Source organism: Caulobacter sp. 05L422, assembly GCF_056397765.1.
Window position 1 is genome coordinate 1 of the sequence record NZ_JBFTOB010000014.1, and the last position, 19,145, is coordinate 19,145.

General features: G+C 67.4%; 14 protein-coding genes. 9 read left to right on the top strand and 5 right to left on the bottom strand.

Translation table 11 applies throughout. The features are described 5' to 3' along the window. The 6 genes from AC1DMQ_RS14275 to AC1DMQ_RS14300 form a co-directional block, all read left to right on the top strand. Positions 1–3,177 (top strand): cellulose synthase subunit BcsC-related outer membrane protein (locus AC1DMQ_RS14275; protein ID WP_477034217.1); only part of this gene is annotated, 3,177 nt, incomplete at its 5' end. After that, the gene (gene bcsD, locus AC1DMQ_RS14280; protein ID WP_477034218.1) at positions 3,174–3,665 is read left to right on the top strand and encodes a cellulose biosynthesis protein BcsD; all 492 of its coding nucleotides are present in this window, start codon (positions 3,174–3,176) and stop codon (positions 3,663–3,665) included. The genes AC1DMQ_RS14275 and bcsD, both read left to right, overlap by 4 nt. 13 nt (positions 3,666–3,678) lie before the next feature. After that, positions 3,679–4,713 carry a family 8 glycosyl hydrolase gene (locus tag AC1DMQ_RS14285; protein WP_477034219.1) on the top strand — a complete coding sequence of 345 codons (1,035 nt, stop codon included), beginning with the start codon at positions 3,679–3,681 and terminating at the stop codon, positions 4,711–4,713. 86 nt (positions 4,714–4,799) lie between these two features. Further along, positions 4,800–5,087 (top strand): hypothetical protein, encoded by a 288-nt coding sequence (locus tag AC1DMQ_RS14290; protein ID WP_477034220.1) that lies wholly within the window; start codon positions 4,800–4,802, stop codon positions 5,085–5,087. A 452-nt stretch (positions 5,088–5,539) separates the two neighbouring features. Continuing rightward, the gene (locus tag AC1DMQ_RS14295) at positions 5,540–7,036 is read left to right on the top strand and encodes a tyrosine-type recombinase/integrase (RefSeq protein ID WP_477034221.1); all 1,497 of its coding nucleotides are present in this window, start codon (positions 5,540–5,542) and stop codon (positions 7,034–7,036) included. A gap of 448 nt (positions 7,037–7,484) precedes the next feature. Next, a complete protein-coding gene (locus AC1DMQ_RS14300; RefSeq protein ID WP_477034222.1) occupies positions 7,485–9,026 on the top strand; it encodes an arylsulfatase in 1,542 nt (513 codons plus the stop codon). A 1,108-nt stretch (positions 9,027–10,134) separates the two neighbouring features. On the opposite strand, the gene AC1DMQ_RS14305 is transcribed toward AC1DMQ_RS14300, so the two are convergent. Next, the gene (locus tag AC1DMQ_RS14305; protein WP_477034223.1) at positions 10,135–11,283 is read right to left on the bottom strand and encodes a PAS domain-containing sensor histidine kinase; all 1,149 of its coding nucleotides are present in this window, start codon (positions 11,281–11,283) and stop codon (positions 10,135–10,137) included. After that, entirely contained in the window at positions 11,276–12,100 is an 825-nt protein-coding gene (locus AC1DMQ_RS14310; RefSeq protein ID WP_477034224.1) for an alpha/beta fold hydrolase, read from the bottom strand. Before AC1DMQ_RS14310 ends, AC1DMQ_RS14305 begins: the two co-directional genes overlap by 8 nt. 456 nt (positions 12,101–12,556) lie before the next feature. On the opposite strand from AC1DMQ_RS14310, the gene AC1DMQ_RS14315 reads away from it, so the two are divergent. Both AC1DMQ_RS14315 and AC1DMQ_RS14320 read left to right on the top strand, forming a co-directional pair. Further along, the gene (locus AC1DMQ_RS14315; RefSeq protein ID WP_477034225.1) at positions 12,557–12,958 is read left to right on the top strand and encodes a VOC family protein; all 402 of its coding nucleotides are present in this window, start codon (positions 12,557–12,559) and stop codon (positions 12,956–12,958) included. Between the two features lie 350 nt (positions 12,959–13,308). Then, entirely contained in the window at positions 13,309–14,151 is an 843-nt protein-coding gene (locus AC1DMQ_RS14320; protein WP_477034226.1) for a phosphatase PAP2 family protein, read from the top strand. A 9-nt stretch (positions 14,152–14,160) separates the two neighbouring features. On the opposite strand, the gene AC1DMQ_RS14325 is transcribed toward AC1DMQ_RS14320, so the two are convergent. From AC1DMQ_RS14325 to AC1DMQ_RS14335, 3 genes are all read right to left on the bottom strand, one after another. Then, positions 14,161–16,587, bottom strand: a complete 2,427-nt coding sequence (locus tag AC1DMQ_RS14325; protein ID WP_477034227.1) for a TonB-dependent receptor — start codon at positions 16,585–16,587, stop codon at positions 14,161–14,163. Positions 16,588–16,589: 2 nt separating this feature from the next. Next, complete coding sequence (locus tag AC1DMQ_RS14330) at positions 16,590–17,564, bottom strand: FecR family protein (RefSeq protein WP_477034228.1); 975 nt, start codon at positions 17,562–17,564, stop codon at positions 16,590–16,592. A 112-nt stretch (positions 17,565–17,676) separates the two neighbouring features. Beyond that, positions 17,677–18,174, bottom strand: a complete 498-nt coding sequence (locus tag AC1DMQ_RS14335) for an RNA polymerase sigma factor (RefSeq protein WP_477034229.1) — start codon at positions 18,172–18,174, stop codon at positions 17,677–17,679. Between the two features lie 283 nt (positions 18,175–18,457). On the opposite strand from AC1DMQ_RS14335, the gene AC1DMQ_RS14340 reads away from it, so the two are divergent. After that, positions 18,458–19,135: an MtnX-like HAD-IB family phosphatase gene (locus AC1DMQ_RS14340; RefSeq protein ID WP_477034230.1), complete on the top strand. Its 678-nt coding sequence runs from the start codon at positions 18,458–18,460 to the stop codon at positions 19,133–19,135. The last annotated feature ends 10 nt before the right edge of the window (positions 19,136–19,145 follow it).

Genomic DNA, 19,145 nt, shown 5'->3' on the forward strand with positions numbered 1-19,145 from the left:
CCCCCGCCGGCGCCTCAGCCCGCGCCCCGGCCGGCGGCGCCGGTCGACCGCGGCGCATCTTCGCGGGCGGCGGGCTTCGCGGCGCTCGAGAAGGGCCAGCTGGACGCCGCCGGCCGCGACTTCGAAGCCGCGCTCAAGGTCCGTCCCAATGACCAGGACGCGCTGGGAGGACTGGGCGTCGTGCGCCTGCGCCAGGAGCGGTTCGCCGAGGCCGAGCCGCTGCTGGCCAGGGCCAGCGCCGGGTCGCCCCAGGCCAGGGCCCGTTGGAGCGAGGCCCTGGCTTCGGCGCGGTTCTACGGCGGCCTGCGCGCGGGCCAGGCCGCGCTGGCGGCCGGCGACGCGGTCAAGGCCGAGCGCCTGGTCGCGCCGCTCGCCGCCGGCTCCGGCCGCGACGTCGCCCTGGCCCAGCAACTGCTCGGCGACGCCCTGGCGCGGCAGGGCCGCCTGGCCGAGGCCGAGACCGCCTACCGCCAGGCGGCGCGCAACGCGCCGGGCTCGCCCGACATCCGGACCGGCTTGGTCGAGGTGCTGGTCGCCCAGGGCAAGATCGCCGAGGCCGAAGCCCTGGCCGCCAAGCCCGGCGGCGCGACGGGCTCGGTCTCGACCCGGGCGCGGATCGCCCAGGCCAAGGCCGACGAAGCCTGGGCGGCGGGCGACCTGACCGGGGCCCGCGCGGCCTTCGAGGCCGCCCTGGCCGACTTTCCGTCCGAGCCCTGGCTGCGGCTCGACTACGCCCGCTTCCTGCTGGAGCGCGGCGAAACCAGCTCGGCGGATGGACTGATGTCGCCCCTGGCCTCCAGCGTTGGGGCCGAACCGCTGCACGCCGCCGCCCTGTGGGCCGACCAGCGCAATCGGCCGCGCGACGGCCTGGCCGCCCTGGATCGGATCCCGCCCGTCGAGCGCACCGCCCCGATGCAGGCGCTGGCCCAGTCGCTGCAGGATCGCGCGGTGATCCTGCAGGCCCGGCAGGCCGCCGCCGCCGGGCGCGGCTACGAGGCGACCAGCAGCCTGCGGGGGCTGCTGGCCAAGCCCGGACTGCCGATGGGGACCGCCGGGGAGGCGGCTTCGGCGCTCTACGACCTCGGCGATGTCGAGCCCGCCCTGGCGGCGGCTCAGCAGGCCCTGATGGTCGAGGTCCCTGCCGCGCCGGCCGCCTATGACGGCTTCGTCTCGGTGCTGGCCAAGGCCGGACGGGACGCCGAGGCCGCGGCCCTGATCCGCCAGGCCTCGACCAAGGCCGCGCCCACGCCCGAGAATCGCCGCGCCGTGGCGGGGCTGGCCGCGACCCTGGCGGCGGAGCGGGCCGACCGCCTGCGGCTGTCCGGCGACCTGGCCGGCGCCTTCGACAGTCTTTCCCAGGCTTCGGTGGTCGCGCCCGACCATCCGCGCATCCTGTCGGCCCTGGGGCGGCTCTACCTGACCGGCCAGATGCCCGACGAGGCCAGCCGGACCTACGAGGCCCTGTTGCGTCTCAAGCCGGGCGACCCCGAGGCCCTGGCGGGGATCGCCGAGGCGGCCCTGGCCCGCAACGACCTGCCCCGGGCCCGCGACAGCCTCCGCCTGGCCATGGCGCGCTCGCCCGACAACGCCGACTTCTATCTGCTGCGGGCCAGGATCGAGACGGCGGCGGGCGATCGCCGCGCGGCCCTCGAAGCCTTGGAAACCGCCAAGGCGCTCGGCGGCCGTGACGTGGGCGGGCGAGGGCCGGTGGGTGGTCTGGGCGCCAATCCCTTTCTGGATCGATCCAGCCCGCAGCCGTCTGCTCGCCCCGCCGCGTCTGTTGCCTGGCTGTCGCCGAGCTCCACGCCAATGGGCGCGCCCATGACCGCGCCGTCGTGGGGCGCTCCGGTTGCCACGGCCGCTCCCGCCGCCCCGCCGCCGTCGTCGAGTTCGTCCTCGTCGTTGTTCGGTTTCCCGTCCTTTGGCGTCGGCAAGCGGAGCGCCGCTCCGGTCGCGGCCTCGCCCCAGGAGACCAAGGCCGCCGGCATCGACCGCCAGATCGCCGATCTCAGCCGCGACGCCGCCCCGCAGGTCGACGTCTCCGCCGCCTTCCGGCAACGCTCGGGCGAGGCGGGGCTGAGCCAGTTGGGCGAGGTCGCGGGCGTCGCCAGCTTCTCGACCTCGGTGCTGGGGCGAGGGCGGTTGTCGTTCGAGGTCGCGCCGATCGCCATCGACGGGGGCACGGCCTCGCTGGACGCCCGTCAGCGCTTCGGCGCCAACCCGATCCCGACCGCCGTCGCGATCCTCGACCAGGAGGAACCCGTGCCGCCGGGCGGGACGCCGATCATCGACGAGGAGGACGTCCCCGATCCCGGTCCGCAGACCGCCTCGGGCGCCGCCGTGGCCGTGCGCTACGCGAACGGCGACCTGACCGCCGACATCGGCACGACCCCCCTGGGCTTCTCGAACGTCGAGGCGGCCGGCGGGGTGAGCTGGACGCCGGCGATCGGCGGCAACGCCCGCGCCAAGCTGAAGGTCGAGCGCCGCCCGGTCACCGACAGCGTCACCAGCTACGCCGCCACGGTCGACCCGGTGACCGGCAAGGAATGGGGCCAGGTGATGCGGTCCACCGCCGGCGGCGGCCTGTCCTACGACAACCAGGCGACGGGCCTGTACGTCGACCTCTCGGCCAGCCGGTACGACGGCCGCCACGTCGGCGACAACAGCGGCTGGGAGATGAACATCGGCGGCTATATCCGGCCCTATCGGACCCGCACCGCCGAGTTCCAGGTCGGGGCCAACCTCAATCACCAGGCCTACGACAACAACCAGAACCTCTTCACCCTGGGGCACGGCGGCTATTTCAGCCCGCAGCAGTTCACCAGCGTCAGCCTGCCGATCAAGATGCTGCTGACCCGCGCCTCCTGGAACTTCGAGCTGCGCGCGGCGCCCGGCTACCAGACCTATCGCGAGGACGCGACCGACGTCTTTCCGCTCGATCCGGACCTGCAGGGGACGCTGGTGTCGCTGGCCTCGCTCGACCGCACCATCAAGACCCGGTTCCCGGCCCGCAGCGAGAGCGGCTTCGGCATGGCCGGGTCGGTCTCGGCCGAATACCAGACGAACTGGGCGACGACGGTCGGCGGGGCGCTCAGCTTCGACACCTTCGGCGACTACGACGAGGCTAAGGCCAGGCTCTATCTCAAGCAATTGATTGGAGGGCGGCAGGCGCCATGACCACCAACCCACCCGACCCGCTCTCCCTGGAAGACATACGCAAGCTTGATCACGCCTATCACTCGGTCCGAAGCTGCTCGCCGCAGTGGCGCGTGTTCCTTTCGGCGTTCGCGGTGGAGCTGAACATCGGCGCCGAGCCGGCCGAGGTGCGCGGCTTCCTGCGCCAGATCGGTCGCCGGATGGCCGACAACATGACCCTGCCCAAGACCGACACGGTCGAGAATCTCGAGGCCGCGATGAACGAGGCCTGGAGCGACATAGAGTGGGGCTGGGTCAGGCTTTTCCCCGAAGACGACGCCATCCGCATCGTGCATGGAGCCTACCCCAATGCCTTCTCGGATCCCTCCAACGTCGTCTGGCCCGACGGCGCCGCCGCGGTCATGGAAGGCGTCTATGGCCAATGGATGCTCGCCCAGGGCAGCCCCCTCTCCAGGGTCCGCCGGGTGGCGGGCCACACCGACCCGCTGGTGTTCCGCCACGGGGTCTAGGGCGCGCTCGGCCTTGCCCGCCCTTCTGGCGGCGCTGCTGCTCGCCTTGCCCCAGACGGCGTGCGCGGTGAAGGACCACAAGGACTGGGGCGCGTTCAAGAGCGCCTATGTCACCGCCGACGGCCGGGTGGTCGACACCGGCAACGGCGGGATCAGCCACAGCGAGGGGCAGGGCTACGGCATGCTGCTGGCCGAGGCGCACGGCGACCGCGCCACGTTCGACCACCTGTGGGGCTGGACCGGCGTCAACCTGATGCGCGACGACGTGCGGCTGTTCCGCTGGCGCTATGATCCGAAAGCCGGCGCGGCGGTCGCCGATCCCAACAACGCCACCGACGGCGACATCCTCATCGCCTGGGCGCTTCTGCGCGCCTCCAAGCGCTGGAAGGAGCAGAGCTACGCCAACGATTCCCGGGCGATCCGCGCCGCTATCGCCCAGAGGCTGGTCGCCGACATCGGCGGTCGCCGGGTGCTGCTGCCGGGCATGAATGGCTTCCAGCAGAAGGACGCCGTCATCTACAACCCGTCCTATTTCGTCCTGCCGGCCCTGCAGGATTTCGCCGCAGCCGATCCCGACGGCCCCTGGGAGCGATTGATCCGCGACGGCCTCACCGTGGCGCGCGACGCGGGTTTCGGTCAGCAGACCCTTCCCTCCGACTGGGTTCGGATAGACGCGTCGGGCGCTGTCACACCTGATCCAGGACGCCAGCCGCGCTTCGGCTTCGACGCGGTTCGCGCACCGCTCTACCTGGTCTGGGGCGGCGTCACGGGTCAGGCTTCGGCGACGACCGCCGCGCGCTTCTGGCGACGGTACGAGGGCGCGAACTGGCCGCCGCCGGCCTGGGTCGACGTTCAGACCGGGGACCAGGCGCCGTTCCCCCTGTCGCCGGGCGGGCAGGCGGTGGCGCGCCTGGTCGCCGACCTGCCGGCGCAGAAACTCAAGCCCGCGCGGGAGGATTACTACTCGGCGGCCCTGGGTCTGCTGGCCGAACGGGCCGCCCAGGAGCGACGATCCCGGGGTGCGTCACAAGGTCCCGTCAGGCCTTGACCCAATTGAGGTTAACGATCGTCAAGGTTACACCGCCTCCAGGCCATGGAACCCGACGTCCAAAGAGCCAGAACAGGACCGGCGTGATGAGCAAGGATGTCGAGCGACTGTTCCGCAACATCAATCAGGCCGGCCTTCCCTATCAGGTCTTCGAGCCGCCCAGCGTGCCGTCGCCGGCCATCGGCCACGCCGAGCCCGAGGCGCTCGCGCCCGAGCCGACCACCTGGCCGCTCCATCCGACGCCCCGCGCGGCGAGGAGCAAGGTCTTCCGGAAATACCTGGTCAACGTCGAGGCCCAGCCCGCCGTCGGAACCCCGCTGAAGCCGATCTTCGACCGCATGCGCGAAAAGTGCCGGGCGGCGACCAAGGCCTGAACGCGGCGGCCACGCCGCGAGCCAGCCGTTCTTCGCCCATCGTGCCTGGAACCGGTGGGGATCAGTTTCGACCATCTGTCGAAGCTGCGGGCCTGAGGCCACAGGACGCGGGTTCGCCGGCTCCGTGCTCACCGAAGCAGAACCGATATCGATGTCTGTAGAAATGGTCGGGGCCCAAACCGAAAGGTTTGGGCCCCGATGGTGCCACGACAGGGACTCGAACCCTGGACCTCAGCCTTACCAAGCAATTTCAATGACTTACGAGAATATTCTCATGTAGTTCTATCTATTGTTTTTCTTAGCGTTCTGTCAAGCGGAACGTTGCGCGACGTTCCCGCTGTTTCCCGCCAATTGCTTCCCGTCGCTTACCCCTCGCTTACTAGTGACAAGGGCCATGGCCCAGGGCCCACTACCGGCCGCGCGGGCGCTTCCTCCATCGGAGGGGCATAATCATGCGCGGACGCAAGCTCACCCTGCGGCTGGTCGCGGCCCTTGGCGCCCATAAGGCCGACTACTTCGTCTGGGATAGCGAGGTCGCTGGCTTTGGCCTGAAGATCACGCCTACTGGCCACAAGACCTATGTGCTGCAATACCGGCACGAAGGCCGTAGCCGCCGGTACGTCATTGGCCCGAACGGTTCTCCCTGGACTGTGGAGACGGCTCGCGCCGAAGCCCGCAGGCTCCTGGGCCAGGTCGTAACGAACGTCGACGTCCAGACCGAGAAGACGGATCGTCGGTCCGATCCGACCGTCGCCGAGCTTTGTGATCTTTACCTCGAACTTGGTCTCGCCACCCGGAAGGCAAGTTCACGGGAAGCCGCGCGCTCGGATTTCGAAAACCACGTCAAGCCAAGGCTCGGAAACCGCAAGGCGACGAGCATCGTCCGCGCGGACATCGAAAAGCTCCTCGTCGATATCGCCAACGGCGAGACGGCCAGGAGGAGCAAGGGCGCCAAGAAACGAAGTCTCTCTCGTGTGCGGGGCGGGAAGGGCGCTGCCAACAGCGTCGTGCGAACCCTCTCGGCCGCGTTCGGCTACGGCGTCGCCAACGGGGTGCGCGCCGACAACCCCTGCGTCGGCGTGACCAAGTACACCGAGCGCAAACTCAATCGCTTCCTGTCGCCCGAGGAGCTGGTGAGGTTGGGCGAGGCGTTGCAGGCCGCAGAGGCGGTCGGTGTCGAGAACCCCTATACGATCGCCGCCATTCGGCTCCTGGTGATGACGGGGTGTCGGCGCAACGAGATCCTGGAACTTGAGCGCCGGTCCATCGACTATCCCAATCGATGCCTGCGCCTGCTCGATAGCAAGACGGGCGCGAAGGTGGTCCATGTCGGGGCCGCCGTCATGGACTTGCTGCGCGACATCCCCGTGGTCGAGGGCAATCCCTACGTGTTGCCGGGGCCGGGACGAGAAGGGCGGCTGGTCAACATCCAGAAGCCTTGGGATCGTCTGCGAAAGGCCGCAGGCCTGGAGGACGTTCGGATCCACGACCTGCGCCACTCGTTCGCCAGCTTCGGCGCCAACGGCGGCGACAGCCTGTTGATCATCGGAGCTCTTCTCGGGCACCGCAGCGCCAAGTCGACGGAACGCTATGCGCACCTTGCGGCAGGGCCGGTGAAGGACGCCGCCCAGCGCATATCCGGGGATATCGCCGAACTCCTGGGACGCCCACCGGCTTGCTCCGAGGAGATCACCGATTTCGCCGCGTTGACCCAGGCGGAGGTCGAGCCGGTGCGGACGCTCTTGGGCGAGGTGATCAAGGCCCGCTGGTTGGACACGATCGCCGTATCGGACCGACTGGGGCTGACGGTCAAGACGTTGCAGACCTATCGCTGGCTAGGCGTGGGGCCTCCGTTCCAGAAGATCGGCAAGCGCGTCGTTTATTCGGAAGCCCTTGTGGATCAGTGGAGACGCACTGCGGGCGCAGCAAAACTGCTTGCCACCGAGTGAGCGTTGAAGCGCATTCTTGGGATGAAGCAGCTGAAATTCGATCGATCAGCAGCAGCTTCAGGCGTTGCGTTTTACGGGTTCCAATCGTTCCGGGCGCCGCAATTTACGGACGTTCCCAGGCTTTCCCGGGCGTTCTCTTTTCTGGCCATTGATGGTTGTCAGTAGCGCCCGTGTTGCGGTTTAGATCGCCAGCGGCCACTCATAGTTCTCATGGGTGTCCGTATCAGCGCACCTGTTTCCGGAAGTTCCCGGACTTTCCCGGACTTTCCAGCAGGCGCCCAAGGCGAGGGTCGCTAAGGGCCGAGAATGGGCCCAAGCGGCCATTCCAAGTGGCGGACCTAGGCAATTCCCGGTGTTCGGCGCGGGGTATCCCCGATGGCGGCCCTAAGGTTCCGGGGCCTTAAATCCGACTTGCCCGGGCGTCGCCCATGATCAGCAGGAGAATCCGATGGCCGCGTCGGACAAGCCCAACATCATCATGATCATGGCCGATGACGTCGGCATCTGGAACATCAGCGCCTACCATCGCGGCATGATGGGCGGCGCCACGCCGAACATCGACCGGCTAGCCCGGGAAGGCGCGCTTTTCACCGACTATTACGGGCAACAATCCTGCACGGCCGGGCGCGCCGCGTTCATCACCGGGCAAACGCCCTTCCGCACGGGACTGCTAAAGGTCGGTCTGCCTGCGGCGAAGCAGGGCCTGCAAGACACTGATCCGACAATTGCGGAATTACTCAAGCCGCTCGGCTATGCGACGGCGCAGATCGGTAAGAACCACCTGGGCGACCGGAACGAGTACCTGCCCACGGTCCATGGCTTCGACGAGTTCCACGGGATCCTCTACCACCTCAATGCGATGGAGGAGCCCTACGACCCGGAGTACCCCAAGAACCCGGAATTCCTGACAAAGTTCGGCCCGCGCAACATCGTCCACAGCGTCGCGACCGAGGTCGATGATCCCTCGGAGGATCCGCGTTGGGGGCGGGTCGGCAAGCAGAAGATCACCGACGCCGGCCCCCTCCCGCCGCACCCAGGAATGGACCCCGCCGCCAAGGTCAGCATGGAAGATATCGACGCGGATCTGGTGAAGCGCTCGTGCGATTTCATCGACCGCTCGGTCAAGGCGGGGCAGCCGTTTTTCCTCTGGCACAACTCGACGCGGTGCCACTCCTGGACGCACCTATCCAAGCAATGGGACGGCAAAACCGGTTATGGTCTGTTCGCCGACGCGATGGCCGAGCTGGACTGGATCGTCGGCGAGTTGCTCGCCAAGCTCGACGAACTGGGCATCGCCGACAATACGATCGTGCTGTTCACCAGCGACAACGGCGCGGAAATCTTCAGCTGGCCCGACGGCGGCAACCATCCATTCCGAGGCGAGAAAGGCACCGTGTACGAAGGCGGCTTCCGCGTGCCGATGCTAGCCAAGTGGCCTGGCGTCATCGAGCCCGGCGTAATCATCAACGACGTCATGTCGGCGGAAGACTGGCTGCCGACCCTGGTCGCCGCCGCTGGCGAGACCGGGATCAAGGAGAAGCTGCTCACCGGCCACAAGGCAGGCGAAAAGACCTTCCGGAGCCACCTCGACGGTTACGACTTCAAGCCGTTCTTCGAAGGCAAGGTCGCCGACGGCCCGCGCCGGGAGTTCTTCTATTTCAGCGACAACGCCGATCTGATGGCCCTGCGCTACGACCAGTGGAAGATCACCTTCAAAACGATCGTCGGCAATCTGTTCAGCGGCAAGGAAGACTCCACGAACGTCCCGCTCGTGACCAACCTGCGTGTCGATCCCTGGGAGCGATATCAGAGCGAGTCGACCTCCTACGGCCAATGGTGGGGCGAAAAGCTGTGGGTCATGATGCCCGCCACCGTCATCATGGGTCAGTTCCTCTCCACCTTCAAAGACTACCCGCCAAGCCAGGTCTCCGGCTCGCTTGGGGTGGAAAAGGCGTTGCAGGCGTTGCAGGAGGGGGGGCGAAAGAACTGACCTGCGCGCAGGGCGCCGTGTCGGTCAATGACGGCGTAACGAGCTGACCGAACCTCCCCAACTACCAAGCTGGCATGCGCTTCGGCCTCTTCGTGGCATTCCGTTTGGTCGTCGAGGTTTGTCGTACACGGCCCCGGGATTGCGCTTCAGATCGCGAGCGGCCACTCATAGTTCTCCAGAGCATCCGTATCTGCGCACCTATGTCAGAGGTTTCCTGGAGCTTCCCAGAGGCGCCGATTGTTTCCCGCAGGCGCCGAAAGCGGACGTCGCAAGGGCGGGGAAGGGTGGATAGTCACCCTTCCGCAACCGCCACCCTGAGCTGCTTGGCCTTCAGGAGCAGCTCGGTAGACCTCGCAATGGTTGCGGCTGCTCGGGCTCGCGCTGCTTCGCTGTCGGCTCTAGCTTGCTCGGCCTCCATCCTGATGAGGCGAGATCGCGATACTAGTCTCTGTGCCCGCGCCTTGGCTCGACGGAAGTCCACAGTCGTCGGGTCATACATGCCCGACCAAATACCCCACGGATCGGCTGGTGCCGCCGCACGTCATATGTTGAAGTTCCGACATAGAGACCCGTACGAGCAACTTGGGCTCAACAGTGCAGCTAGGAAAACACAGCTTGTAAATATCGCCGTGGCGAGCTGCGTGCGCCTCCAGCGTCGCCTAAAATCGGTTCTGCTATTCATCCATCCTGGATAGCAGCGCTTTACCGATGAGTCCGCTCGCACCCTTACCTGACATTGCGGTCGTCAAGTTCGCGGCGCTTCCTTTAGGCACTTGGTCGTTGTCGCTGATGGCGGCTGGATTGTGCTTCAGATCGCCAGCGCCCATTCACAGATCTCACAGGCGTCCGTATCAGCGCACCTATGACAGGAGTTGCCTGGAGCCTCCCGAAGGTGCCGATTCTGTCCCGCAGGCGCCGAAAGGTGACGTCGCCAACGGCGGGAAAGGGGTGGTTAGTTGTCTCCGAACACAGGGCTGTTCTCTGTCGAAGGGACGTAACAGGCGTCATCTCGAACGGCAGGGAACATATGCCTCGGCCTTTCGATCCCAGTCCACCTAGACGGTCTGCGCGATGACGAGTGTGTAAGCTCGTGCAAGCGGCGCACTTGTTACGCCAATTCTGCGGCGTGGCCCGGCAGCGGCATCGTGAACGTGAATCGGGTTTCTTCGACATCGGACGTCACGGCGATTTGCCCGCCATGCGCCTTGGCGATCTCCGAGGCGATGTGCAATCCCAGGCCAAGTCCTTGCTGACTTGGGCGGACCTCGCCACGGAAGAACGGCTGGAACAGGCGCTGGCGAGCGGCCTCGGCAATCGGCTCGCCGCCGTTGGCGACGGAAATCTGAAGTCTGCCACCGTCAGTGGTTGCGTAGACGCGCACGGGCTGGTGCAGAGCGCCATGTGTGATGGCGTTGCCCAGCAGGTTGGAGACGAGCTGGCCGATCCGCGAGCGGTCGCAGTCGATCGGCTCAAGCAAGTCGAAGTGAGTCTCGATCGTTTGGCCTGAAGGCCCAGCCCTCAGCTCGGCGACCACCTGCTCAAGCACGGGCCCTAGGGGCGCGGCGGCGTCGCGTGACAGGGTCAGGCCGCCGCCCAGCCGGCCGCGCGCGAAATCCAGCACGTTGTCCACCAGGCCGCTCATTCGCATGACACTGTCGTTCATCAGCGACAGGATGTGCGCGCCCTTGTCGCTGAGCGGTTCGCGGCGCAGCAGGCGAGCGGCGCCCATGATCGCGGCCAGCGGATTGCGCAGGTCGTGACCGAGCACCGCGATGAACTGCTCGCGCAATTGCGAGGTCGCCTGTTCTTCCTCCAGCCGGGAGCGGACCTGCTGGCCGGCGCTTTCGGCTTGAGCTTGCGCGGCCAGAATATTGCGCTCGTAGCGCCGGCGCTCGACCGCCACGAACAGGGTTATGCGAGTAAATTGCGCCTGACCGTCCGCGCCACGGCGCTCCAGCCCATTGGCGATGACGGGAAGTCGCTTGCCGTTCGCCTGGATCAGCTCCAGAGCCACTTCGTTGAAGAAGCCCTGCATCGCCAGCTGCGGCTTGAGGTGCGTCTCGAAGTACATGCGCCCGGCGATCGGCAGCAGGTCATAGAACGGCTTGTCGAGGACCGACACAGAATCTCGTCCAAGCCACCCGCCGAGGGTCTTGTTCGCCTGGATGACGCGACCGTTTGGACCAAGCGAGAGGTAGCCGCACGGGGCGTTCTCGAAGAGATCCTCGAAGTCATTGTCCTGGGCTAGCTCAGACAAAGCTTCGCATGGCCTCGATGACCTCGGCGGGCGCGCTGAGGTTGGGACAATGACCCGTGGCCTTCATGACCTTCAGGGTGCTTCCGGCTAGGCGCTCCTGAAGATAATCGCCGACCGCGAGCGGGGCGATGATGTCGTCGCTGCACTGGAGGATCAGGCATGGGATCGTGCAGGCCGCCAAGTCGGCGCGGTTGTCGCTCGTGAACGTTACCCTGGCGAAATGTGCCGCGATCTTGGGATCGGTCGTGCAGAAGCTGGCGGCCAGTTCCTCGCCGAGCTCAGGGCGCTCGGCATTGCCCATGATTGCCGGCGCCATAGTCGCCGACCATCCAAGGTGATTGTCGGCCAGAAATTCCAGGAGCTCTTCAATCTGTTGCGGCTCGAAGCCGCCGACATAGCCGTCATCGTCGATGTAGCGCGGGGAGGGGCCGACCAGGACCAGCTTCTCAAAAAGGCCTGGCGCCTTGTTGGCGGCCAGCACGCCGATCATCCCGCTGACCGAATGACCCACGAGCACGGCGTTGCTCAGGCCAAGTTCCCGGCCGATCTCGACCAGGTCGTCGGCATAGCCGGAGAGGTCGCTGTATTTTAGGTAGTCGTAGGCGGCCAGGTCCGAATGGCCCGCGCCGACATGATCGAAGAGGACAGTCCGAAATTGCGCCTCAAACGCCGGGGCCACCAAGCGCCACATGTTCTGGTCGCAGCCGAAGCCGTGGGCGAACACGATGCAGCGCTCGCCGTTGCCTCGTACGGTCACGTTGTTTCGCTTCAAGGCTGACATGGCGGGACGGTAGCGCTGGAGATCACCGATGCGCAATATCGCGCCTCGCTCACTGAAAAAGAAGGTTGGGTGGCGTTATGCCTGTGACGGACCTTTCGGCGGCCGCTGATGGTCATGGATGGCGGCGACGCGGATCAGATCGCAAGCGGGCAATTCATCAGTCGAGGCGGCATCCGTATCTGACTCGCAGTTTTCCAGACCGGCTCGGGCGTTCCCTTTGATAGCCGCAGGGTGTCGTTGACGGCGCCCGACTTGCGCCTCAGATCGCCAACGGTCACTCATAGTTCTCATGGGCGTCCGTATCAGCGCACCTACGCTATTTTAGGCCAGGCTTTCCCAGAGCTACCCCGGAGCCGCGACTGTGGCTCGCTCGCAAGCGGAGGTTTCGAAACGCTGTGAATGGTCGTGACTCCTGCTGGCGCCATGCTGTCAGCAGGAGTGTGGGACCACCCACCCCAATGGCCCCGCTTAAATGGCTCTGGGATTGGAAGAATGAAATTCGTATCGACTCGTTTGATCGCCAAGGACCTCGCGGCCATGGTCGCATTTTATGAACTCGTCACGGGCATCAAGGCCGAGTGGCTCGCCCCCGTCTTCGCTGAGATAGCCACGCCCGGCGTGACCCTGGCCATTGCCAGTGAGCAAACCGTCTCCCTTTTTGCGGAGGGGATCGCCCAAGGTGGGGCCAATCGGACGGCAATCATCGAGTTTATCGTCGCCGATGTGGATGCCGAGTTTCAGCGGCTCAAGGACAAGGTGGACGTCGTCCATGGGCCCAAGCTGATGCCGTGGGGCAATCAGTCGGCACAGTTCCGCGACCCGGAGGGGACGCTGGTCAACCTTTTCACGCCCGTATCGAGTGCCGCGAAGGCGCGCTTCGAGCGCGGATCCTAAGCCCGCCCCCTCTGACCTTGGCGGCGTCCGCTTGCAGCTGAAAGTCCACGTCCGGTTTAGGGCGGCGGCCCGATTTCCGCACCCGACCTATTGCTGACTGGTGTTGCCCTGTCGAGCAGCACGCCGGACACCAAGTTTCGGGATTGGGAAATCGTATAGATCCGGCCATCGGGAGCGAACCCCTCGGCTTCCAGGCTCTTGGGCCGGCCGATCCTTCGTGGCCGGGACGCCGCGAGTGCTTCCGTGATCAACTTCCTTCGGACACGCGCCGCGTGATCCCGATGCTTCCCCTGTGTCAGGCTGGTCTGGTTATGACCTTGCTCGCTGCGATCGCGGCCGGAGCAGCGCGCTTGGTTCATCAGCGTCCCGTCGCAATGGATCGGGGCGTCTCGCCACGCTGGTGGATGCTGGCCGGCGCGATCCTATTGGTCGCGGCCATCCTGGCCCTGGCGATCAGCATCCTCACCCACGGACCGATCGTCCGCCTTGATGCCGCCATGGCCCGGACATCATTCGCTCTTCGAACGCCGTGGCTGGACCGGCTGATGATCGCCGTGTCGGCGGCGGGCGACGGCTTGGAGCGCACGACGGCGACGGTGCTGATCGTGGTGTTCCTGCTCTGGCGGCGGCGCCCGCGCGCCGCCCTAGCCCTGGCGCTGGTCATGGCCGCCTCGGCGATCCTGGTCCCGAGCCTGAAGAGCACCTTCCACTTCGCGCGGCCCTCCTTGCTCTACTCCGGCGCCGACGCCTTTAGCTTTCCCAGCGGCCACGCCGCCTCGGCCGCGGCCTTGTTCGTCACGCTGGCCTTCATCGCCGGCCGTGGAGCCTCGGCGGGTGGGCGGTGGATCATCGGCGGACTGGCCGTGCTGATGATCGGGCTAACGGGGCTGTCGCGGATCTATGTCGGCGCCCATTGGCTGTCCGACGTCCTGGCCGGCGTCGCCCTGGGCGGCGCGCTGGGGCTGGCGGCGATCATGCTGGCCCTGCGCGAACCGTCGGAAGCGACGAAGCCCTGGCATGGCTTGGCGGTGCTGATCATCCTGATCGCCGTGGCCGCCGTCCTGCTGCCCAAGGCCTATCGCAAGGGCGAGCGACTCTACGGACCCTATCTGGCGCGATCGATCGACCGGGTCGTTGATCCCGGCCATCTGGGCGGACCGGGTCGCCCGATCGCGCCGCCGCCCGGTGTCTGACGTCGGCCGCTAGAACCGGCTGGACAAGCGCACGGACAGGGTGCGCGGGCGAGGCGGGGTGATGATCTGGTCGCGGGTGATCAGGAACGGGTTGCCGAACGAGAAGCTGTTGGGGTGGGCCCCGAACGGATTGTCCAGCGACGCGGCCAGGGTCCAGCGCCCAGCTTCCAGGCTCGCGACCCCGCGCAGTCCCAGATATTCGCCCATCTCGTGCATGGTGCTGGCGTCGAAGGTCACGTACGAGGCTCCGACATAGGTCGCCTGGCCTTGCAGGCGCAGAGTCCGGTCGCCGGGCAAGGCGCGGTGATAATCGACGCCGAAGCTGGCCGAGACCCGTGACACGCCCGGCAGGCGCGCGTCGTCGCGCGAGTTGAAGTCGAGATTCTGGCGGGTGATCTCGGGATCGTTCAGCAGGGCGGCGGCCCGCAGGTCGACCTGATCGCTCAGGCGAAGGGCGCCTTCGACCTCTACGCCGCGATTGTCACCATTGCCGATATTGGCGGTGTAGGCCGTGCCGTCGGCCAGGTACTGGTCGCTCTGCACCGACTCCCAGGTCGCGTAGAAGACAGCAACCCGACCCTGGAGGCGATCGTCCCAGGCGCGCAGCTTGGCGCCGATCTCGTAGTTCCACAGCTCGTCGGCCCGGTAGCGGCGGGCTGGCGAGCCGGGAACGTCGAAGATTTGGCCGATCCGGCCTGCGGTGTTGAACCCGCCGGGCCGGTAGCCCTCGGCGGCCTGGGCGTAGAACAGCAGCCCCGGCCGGGCGTCGTAGCTGACCAGCACCTTCGGGGACAGGCCGGTGGCGTCGTCCGCCTCGCTGAACACCCGCTGTCGGGCGGCCTGGATGACGACGGAGTCGGTGTCGAACCGGAAGTCGAACCAGCGCAGGCCCGCGGTCGCCGACAGGCGCTGGGTGGCGTCGAAGGTGACCTCGCCATAGAGCGCGGTCTCGTTGATCTTGTCGCGTCGCCGCTCGGCATAGGCGGTCTGGCCGACGGGCTGGAGATCGTGCAGCTGGCTTTGCAGCTGGGTCGTTCCCGTCGAGCCGAACGCGCCGACCAGGCCGTGCAGGCGACGATCGCTGGGACTGGCGTAGGTGACCTCCGCCACCGTCAGGTCGATGGCCTTTTCGTCGTCAAGGGCGGCGGGCGCGGCGGCCAGGCCGTAGAGCGTCGATACCGTGGTGGCGTCGTACCGGCTGCTGAAATGGTGCGACAGACGCGCGACCGAGCCGGTCACCCGGCCCCAGGCGCCCTCGCCGGCCAGGGTCAGCGAGACGTGTTCGAAATCGTTGTCGTGGGGTTCGCGCACCGGGTTGTCGCGCAGATAGGGTCCCAGTCGCCGCAAGCCATATTGGGTGTCGGCGTTGTTGATCCACTGGGTGGTGACGCCCAGGGTCGCCGTCCAATGGGGCGAGAGGGCCGCGCGGAGACTGGCGCGCACCCCGTCCCGCTGCGAGCCGTTGACGCGCTTGAGCCCCAAGGTCGGATTGGCGATGTAGCCGTCCTGGCCGTCGCTGTAGGCCACGACCCGCAGGGCCAGTCGGCCCGGCGCCAGCGGGATATTGGCCATCGCCTCCATCTCGTCGCCGCCGCCGCCATTCCAAGTATAGGACAGGCCGCCCATGATGCTGGCCTGGTAGCGGTCGAGGTCCGGCTTACGGGTGGCGACGCGCAGGACGCCGCCGAGAGACCCGCCGCCGTAGAGCGTGCCCTGCGGACCGCGCATGACCTCGACACGCTCGACATCGGCCAGGCGCAGGTCGGGGTCCGGCGCGCTGTAGGTGATCGGCACGTCGTCGAGGTAGAGTGCGACCATCGACTGGGCCTGCCCCGTGAAGGCCCCGTCCGACAGGCCGCGCAGCAGGATCTTGTCGCGCCCGGGTCCCAGGTTGGTCACCGTCATGCCGGCGACCTGACCTGTGAGATCGGCCAAGCTGGTCAGGGTTTCGCGGGCGAGCGTCGAGCCCGAGACGACCGAGATCGCGTAGGGCGTTCGGCCCGGGAGGTTGGGATAGCGCTGGGCCGTCACCACCACCTCGCCCAGACCCAAGCTGGCGGGCGGCGTGACGACAGGAGCATGGCGAGGCCTGGGCTGCGCGGCCTTGCGGATCAGCACCGTGCGCGGATCGGCCGTGACGTAGTCGCAGCCGCTATGGGCCAGGATCCGGTCCAGCGCAGTCTGGAGCGTCATTCTGCCATAGAGGGCGGGCGCGGCGCCGGCGCAGGCCTCCAGGTCGCCGCCTAGCGACAGGTCCGCTTGCAGGGCGAAGTCGATCAGGGCGGCGTGGACGGGCTTGGCGGGGATCTGCAGGCGCACGGAGGGGGATGGCCGATCGGCCGGCGCGGCGTGGGCCGCGCTGGCCGCCACGCCGGCCACCAGCGCGACAGGCCAGGCCCAATCGCGGCCACGCTGGGTCGACGACCTGCGTCGCATGGTCAGGGTCGGGTCGCCTTGGCCTTGAAAACGATCTCGCCGCCGCTCCGCTGGCTGACAATCGGTGCGAACAGTTCAAGACGCCGGATCATCGCCGCTTCCTCGTCAACCAACAGCACGCCGGAGACTTTGACCGAGGCGGCGTTGGGATCAACCCGTATGGGCGTGGCGACGTAGCGATTCAGGTCGGCGACGACCTCGGCCAGGGGCGCCTCGCGATAGACCAGCTTGCCCGACTTCCAGGCGAAGGCCGCGTCCAGATCGGTCGTGCGGACCACCGAGGCCGAGTCCGGCGTGCTGATCAGCTGCTGACCCTTGGCCAAACGCACCGCGCCGCCCGGCCCGCCGGACACCGAGACCAGGCCGCGTCGCACGGTGACCGCCAGGCGCTCGTCGTGGCTGAGAATGTTGAACTCAGTCCCCAGCACGCGGACCTCGCGATCAGCCACGGCGACCACGAAGGGCCGGTCTTTCAGATGGGCGACATCGAAGCTGGCTTCGCCGTCCACCAAGGTGACGTCACGCTGGGCGCGGGTCATGCGCACGCGCAGGGTCGTGGCGCCGCCCAGGGTCAGGCGCGAGCCGTCGTCCAGGGCCACCTCGCGGGTCTCGCCGCGCCTGGTCGTGTAGTCGGTGAAGGTGGGGCGGGTCAGTTGCGGCAGCACGGCGACCACGATGGCGGCCGCCACGGCAGTCGCCACGCCGGCCCACACCCAGCGCCGCGTGGGCCGAGGAGACGGACGGCGGAGCGCGACCACGTTGTCGGTCGAGATCGGCGCGGGGTCTTCGGCGGCCGGCGCCTCCTCCAGATCGACCCACAGGGCCTCGACCGCATCGTACGCCGCGGCGTGGGCGGGGTCGGCCTCGAGCCAGGCCTGGAAACCCGTCCAGTCCTCAAGGGCCGCATCGTCCTGCAGGCGCACGAACCAATCGACCGCGGCCTGCTGGATCGGATCTGTGTTGGCGGTGTCGGTCATCGACGGGTTGCGCTTCCTTCGCGCCGGGCCGGGGAGGGCGCTTGCCACAATGACGCCATGACCGGAGAAGTCCCTCCCCGGATATCGGCGGCTGATGCAAGAATGACACGGATCATCGCCCGACCCTCTTGAGCAGGTGGCCCAGCGCCAGGCTGACGTGCTTCTCGACCGCGCTGCGTGAGATGCCCATCCGGGTCGCCGTCTCGACGTGCGTCAGGCCTTCGAACTTGTGCAGGCGGAAGACCTGCTGGGTCACCGGCGACAAGGTCTTCAGCGCCTCGGTGATCTTCTCCAGGCGCTGGCGGGCGATGACCGCGCTCTCGGCGTCGGGCTCCTCGGCGACATCCAGGGCGCCGATCGAGGTGTGGTGAGTCCGGCGCCACTCGCCGTCTCGCGCGCCGGCCCGCTTGGCGCGCCGCAGGCGATCGAGCATCAGGTTGGAGGCCAGGCGGTAAAGATAGGCCGGCGGATTGTCGATCGCCTCGCCCGTGACCGCCTGGACCTTCAGATACAGTTCCTGGACCAGGTCCTCGACTTCGGCCCGGCCGCCTAGCCGGGCCTGGAAGAACCGCCGCATGTCCTCGCGCCGCTCCAGGTAGGCGCTCGCCAACGGGGAGAGATCCTGCAGGTCCTCCATGATCAGCCGCGCGTTCGCCCCCGGCGTCGGACCGGCGGGACGTTGCGGAACGGACGAGATGCGTCGGTGGTCATCACAAGGACGATCGGCCCGGTTGGAAGGACTCGGTGGAGGTAAGAGACATCGCTCGACGGCGCCATCAAGGCAAGGCTCGCAAACGCTTGCCGACAGCCTCGGAAAAATCGGTGAGGGGGCGCAACAGACGCGGCGTCATTGGCTCGAACGGCGCGGGGGCGTCTGGAGCCAAGTCGGTACGATGCGGATATTCTGCGATTTCGATGGGACGATCGCCAGGGTCGACACGACCGACCTGGTCCTGACCCGTCTGGCCGACCCGGCCTGGGAAGACCTGGAAGAGCGCTGGACCCGGGGCGAGATCACCGCCGCCGAGTGCATGCGCGGCCAGGTCGCCCTGATCGGCGGCGACGACGCGGCGCTGGACGCCGTGCTCGACAGCGTGGAACTGGCCGACGGCTTCGCCGAGTTCGTCGCCTGGTGCCAGACCGCCGCCGTGCCGCTGATGGTGGTCAGCGACGGCGTCGATCGCTTCATCGCGCGGATCCTGGACCGCCACGGGCTGGGCCATCTGCCGGTGATCGCCAACCACCTGGTCGGCAACGCCGAGGTGGGGCGCAGGCTGGAGCAGCCCTGGTCGCGCGCCGGCTGCGCGGCTGGCTCGGGGGTCTGCAAGTGCCAAGTCGCCACCAAGTCTGACGAGCGGGCCAACGATCCCGGCGACCTGATGGTCTTCATCGGCGACGGGCGCTCGGACTTCTGCGTCTCCAATCGCGCCGACCTGCTGTTCGCCCGCGACAAGCTGGCCGCCTACGCCCGCTCGCGCGCCGTGCCGCATCACGAATTCTCCGACTTCCACACCATCACGACGACGCTCGCGGCCGCCCACGGCCGCTTGGCGCGCCGCGCCGCCATCTGACCGGAGTTCT

Bases quoted from the DNA above. Each gene is read 5' to 3' on its own strand.
- bcsD (WP_477034218.1), top strand. From the start codon at position 3,174: ATGACCACCAACCCACCCGACCCGCTCTCCCTGGAAGACATACGCAAG.
- AC1DMQ_RS14290 (WP_477034220.1), top strand. From the start codon at position 4,800: ATGAGCAAGGATGTCGAGCGACTGTTCCGCAACATCAATCAGGCCGGC.
- AC1DMQ_RS14295 (WP_477034221.1), top strand. From the start codon at position 5,540: ATGCGCGGACGCAAGCTCACCCTGCGGCTGGTCGCGGCCCTTGGCGCC.
- AC1DMQ_RS14300 (WP_477034222.1), top strand. From the start codon at position 7,485: ATGGCCGCGTCGGACAAGCCCAACATCATCATGATCATGGCCGATGAC.
- AC1DMQ_RS14315 (WP_477034225.1), top strand. From the start codon at position 12,557: ATGAAATTCGTATCGACTCGTTTGATCGCCAAGGACCTCGCGGCCATG.
- AC1DMQ_RS14325 (WP_477034227.1), bottom strand. From the start codon at position 16,587: ATGCGACGCAGGTCGTCGACCCAGCGTGGCCGCGATTGGGCCTGGCCT.
- AC1DMQ_RS14330 (WP_477034228.1), bottom strand. From the start codon at position 17,564: ATGACCGACACCGCCAACACAGATCCGATCCAGCAGGCCGCGGTCGAT.
- AC1DMQ_RS14340 (WP_477034230.1), top strand. From the start codon at position 18,458: ATGCGGATATTCTGCGATTTCGATGGGACGATCGCCAGGGTCGACACG.